We start from the raw sequence: 4,034 nt of genomic DNA on the forward strand, positions 1-4,034 counted from the left end.
ATCCAACCCTCTATGACGAGTATCTCAAATGGTATCCCAAATAAAGAACCGCCACGTGCGGAACCGCATGCGTGGTGGTGTGAGAGGTCGGAAAACGAAAGTAGGAAGAAAACTACTTCGTTTTCCTCCTACTCGATTTCCGGGCGGAAGCAAAATATAGCGTTTCTACGAAGTTTGTCAGGTGCAAATTCAGGGTCCTTTTTTAGGGACAATAAAAAAGCACCTGAAATGTATAATACTTCATTGATTATCATGTTTTTGCGTAGGATTTTCCTGTTCCTCTTTTTCTAATTTTACAACGTAAATAAAGTGGTATGAAACAGGAATCAATGAAAGTTCTGTTCTTTATCCGTAAGAGCAGACTAAAGAAAAACGGTGAGGCACCGATTTTTCTGCGGGTGACAATTAACGGACAATTGGATGAAGTCCGGATTCAACGTTCTGTTCCGTTGAAGTTATGGGACAATGTGAAGGAACGCAGCAAAGGAAAAGACCGGAGTTCAACGGAGCTGAACAGCTATATCGAGGCATTAAAAGTAAGGCTGTATCAGATTCACAAGGAACTTCTCTGTCGGGAAGCCCTGATTACCCCGAAGAATCTTCTGATAAAGTTATTCTCTAAAGAGGAACGGCATCTGGTTTTGCAGACCATGCGGAAATGTATCGATGACTGGACTTCCCTGATCGGTACGGAGTACCAGCCCTCCACCATTTCACGTTATAATAACTGTTATGAATCGTTGCAGACGGTCATTAAGGATTTCTACAGGAAAGAGGATATTACATTCCATGAACTGAATGGGGAATTCATCGACCGGTTTGAGATGCATCTGAGAACGGTACGCAAGCTTTCCCAGAACACCCTGACCAAGTATATGAGCTGTTTCCGCAAATTTCTCGGACTGGTCCGGGAGAACGGATGGCTGGAACAGGATCCGTTGGCCGGAAAACGCAAGCGTCTGTTCCGGAAAGAGGAGACGTGTCCTACGTTCCTGACCCTGGAAGAATTGAAACGGATTATGGAGAAGGACTTTTCCACGACACGTCTGAACACCGTGAAGGATTTTTTCCTGTTCTGTTGTCTGACCGGCCTGTCGTACATTGATGTGAAGACCTTGTGCCCGGCACATCTTTATAAGGATAATGAGGGGAAACTGTGGATACACAAGGCCCGTGTGAAGATAACGACCCATAAGGAAAGCTGTACCTGCAATGTCCCGCTTCTGGAACCCGCACTTGTCATTCTGGAGAAATACAAGGACTGGAATCCGGAGAATCCTGAAGGTCCCTGTTTCCCGATTCCGTCGAACCAGAAGATGAACGAGTTCCTGAAAGAGATAGCCACTCTGTGCCGGGTAAACAAGCGGCTGACCGTCCACACAGCCCGGCATACCTATGCGACTGAAATCTGTCTTTCTAACGGAGTGCCCATTGAAACAATCAGCAAAATGATGGGACATTCAAAAATCCGTACCACGCAGATTTATGTGGAGATAACCAATCAGAAGGTACGGAAGGATTTCTGCAAGTTGTCTGAATATACTAAAGGAAAATATGCTTTGCCGGAAGACAATATGCCTTCCAGAGTTTATCAGTGTGGACGTTATAGCGGATGGAAAAGTAACATAACTTCAAAGGATGGTACAATGGAAGGAGAGACATGAAAAGTAATGTCAGAAAAAATCGGGAAGGGTAATTGCTCCCATTCCCGATTCATCATACATTTCTACGGCAGTCGCCAGGCCCTCCTATACCCTTCCTGCAGCATCCGTTCAATGTCACTTTCCCTGTACAGAACCTTTCCTCCCAACTGTACATAGGGAATCCTGCCTTCATTCCGGTAGGTCTGCAAGGTTCTGCGGCTTACTTTTAACCTTTCCGACAATTCCAGATCCGTCAGATAACACTCTCCGTTCAATACCGGCTTGCGATTCAACGATAATGACCTGACATTTTCCTCTATATCGTCAAGCCTTTGAAAGAAAGACAATATATGTGCGTTTCCCTCTGTCAGCAGTTCGTTCATGGCTGTTCCTCCTTCCTCCTTAATAACAGTGATAATGTTTTCTGTATGTCTTCAGGTCTGTAATAGATTTTATGGCAAATTTGGCTGTAAGCCAGCATACCGTTTTCACGTAAACTTTGCAGAGTGCGTGGCGTGATGTTAAGCAGTATGCAAGCTTCCTGATTGTCCAGCCATTCTCCCATTTTCTTTTCGCAGAATCTTTTGTGGACATCCTCTGTTATCCGTGCTGTGGTTTCCAGGCTTTTCAACATCCTGTCAAAAGTTCGGGCTTCAATACTGATGATTTCCATATCGTTCTTTTTTAAAGTTCGAAGCAAAGATATATGGCAGAAAGGAATTGTCGCAAGCTGTTGGCTTCAGATGTCATCAGATTTCATCAAATATCATAAACAGAGTAGGATGCAAGCCTATAAAAAGGGAATAATGCCAGAAATGCACCACATGGCGAAGCTACCGGACCTATGCAGATCGGAGGGAGCTGAAATCCCTGTCTTATTTCGGGAGTTGATAAGCAGGCAATGTCTTGTTGTGGGATAAGAGGATTTTTCACAGTATCTGTGGGACCATATAATGGAATATAAGGATAGCCGCCTTCAGTTTACGGCTATGCGTCACGTCGGTCGCAGTTAATCCCTGTGATCTTTCCTTTGATTCCAATCCGTTTGCCGCATTTATTTCTTTTTTCGGGTAAATTTTCATGGCGTAAGCCATAAAGAAAATTTACCCGAAAAAAGAAATAAATGCGGCTGGCAAAGCAGGATTGGGATTTATCTTTGATGGAAGGGATAACTGGTTAATTATAATAATTGAATCTGAATTCATTTAGCGTATAATTAGCATAATGTTTCAATACTTTACTCTACACCATAGGAGTTGAAAACCTTAACTATAAATTATTTCACTCATAGATTTAGAGCTTGACAGGACATGTACATGACTACTAAAGCTATCAGGATAAGAAGGCAAGTAGCAGAGTAAAAACAAAATGGTATATTACCACCAATTGGAATACAGAAAGGAATACAATTCGTTAAAAAATATTGCCAAAGTTACTTATTGTCGGATAATTTTAACAACTATTTAGCTATGAATATTTTACGACTAAATCTTATACATTGATTTGTAAGCGATATTCACTGGGGGTTCGTTTTGTTATTTTCTCAAATTGAGTGATAAAATGTGGCACAAAATTATAGCCGGATTCATAAGCAATCTGTGCAACCGTAAGATTGGAATATGCCAATAACTTACAAGCGTGTTCTATCCGAATTTCTGTAAGACATTGGAATATGCTTTTATCTGTGCGTTGTTTGAAATATCGGCAAAGAGCTGATGGATTTTGTTTTACATAGTCTGCAATTTCTTTCAACGAGATTTTTTCCTTGAAATGGTTAAAAAGATAAGTATATACACGATTAACAGGTTCATTGGTTTCCTTTAAAAGATTAGAGCTATTGTATGCTATGTCTGAAAGAATATTTGTCTTCTTGCATTGGCATAACCGTTCCAGAATTTGAAAAAGATGGATTAATCGTATAGTGTACTCGAATTTTTCCAGTTCTTCAAACTGCTGTAGCAACTCTTCATATAAGTTCTTGTCAAGGAAATGTATTCCATACTGGCTTTTCTGCAATAATTCATATATAGGTAGATAATCTGGTAATTTATCTATAGATAAAGGGAATATTGTAGGATGAAATTGTAGTGCGATTCCAGAACTTTTTTCCAATCCTGCATCGGGATTTAATTTTGCATTACATAAATGTAAATGGGGGACATTGCTTCCTATCATAACAACGTCTCCTTCCTTATAATTTCTAACACCTTCCCCCACGAATTGCTTGCCATTTCCATGCGTAAACAGCATGATTTCATATTCGGCATGTTTGTGTCGTGGTAATACGAATTTAGGATATACGATACGGCTACATAATGTAGCCCTTTCATGAATGATTTTTCGTTCTAGTATAGCCATATTGTACGATTTAATTATAGTTGCAAATATAAT

General features: G+C 40.6%; 4 protein-coding genes. 1 reads left to right on the forward strand and 3 read right to left on the reverse strand.

Annotation, left to right across the window (positions count from 1 at the left end; translation table 11 throughout):
• Window positions 1-314 precede the first annotated feature (314 nt).
• Complete coding sequence (locus ACMJ0U_RS04045) at window positions 315-1,664, forward strand: site-specific integrase (protein WP_417128349.1); 1,350 nt, start codon at window positions 315-317, stop codon at window positions 1,662-1,664.
• Window positions 1,665-1,726: 62 nt separating this feature from the next.
• On the opposite strand, the gene ACMJ0U_RS04050 is transcribed toward ACMJ0U_RS04045, so the two are convergent.
• From ACMJ0U_RS04050 to ACMJ0U_RS04060, 3 genes are all read right to left on the reverse strand, one after another.
• Window positions 1,727-2,026, reverse strand: a complete 300-nt coding sequence (locus tag ACMJ0U_RS04050; protein WP_417128350.1) for a helix-turn-helix domain-containing protein — start codon at window positions 2,024-2,026, stop codon at window positions 1,727-1,729.
• Entirely contained in the window at window positions 2,023-2,316 is a 294-nt protein-coding gene (locus tag ACMJ0U_RS04055) for a helix-turn-helix domain-containing protein (protein ID WP_417128351.1), read from the reverse strand. The genes ACMJ0U_RS04050 and ACMJ0U_RS04055 overlap by 4 nt, the downstream gene beginning before the upstream one ends.
• 818 nt (window positions 2,317-3,134) lie before the next feature.
• A complete protein-coding gene (locus tag ACMJ0U_RS04060; protein ID WP_417128352.1) occupies window positions 3,135-4,001 on the reverse strand; it encodes an AraC family transcriptional regulator in 867 nt (288 codons plus the stop codon).
• Between the last annotated feature and the right edge of the window lie 33 nt (window positions 4,002-4,034).

The sequence above is a fragment of the Phocaeicola sp. genome, assembly GCF_048170425.1.
Taxonomy (GTDB): domain Bacteria; phylum Bacteroidota; class Bacteroidia; order Bacteroidales; family Bacteroidaceae; genus Phocaeicola.

What these genes read in the sequence shown, in the direction of transcription:
- ACMJ0U_RS04045 (WP_417128349.1), top strand. Translation starts at nt 315, where the DNA reads ATGAAACAGGAATCAATGAAAGTTCTGTTCTTTATCCGTAAGAGCAGA.
- ACMJ0U_RS04050 (WP_417128350.1), bottom strand. Translation starts at nt 2,026, where the DNA reads ATGAACGAACTGCTGACAGAGGGAAACGCACATATATTGTCTTTCTTT.
- ACMJ0U_RS04055 (WP_417128351.1), bottom strand. Translation starts at nt 2,316, where the DNA reads ATGGAAATCATCAGTATTGAAGCCCGAACTTTTGACAGGATGTTGAAA.
- ACMJ0U_RS04060 (WP_417128352.1), bottom strand. Translation starts at nt 4,001, where the DNA reads ATGGCTATACTAGAACGAAAAATCATTCATGAAAGGGCTACATTATGT.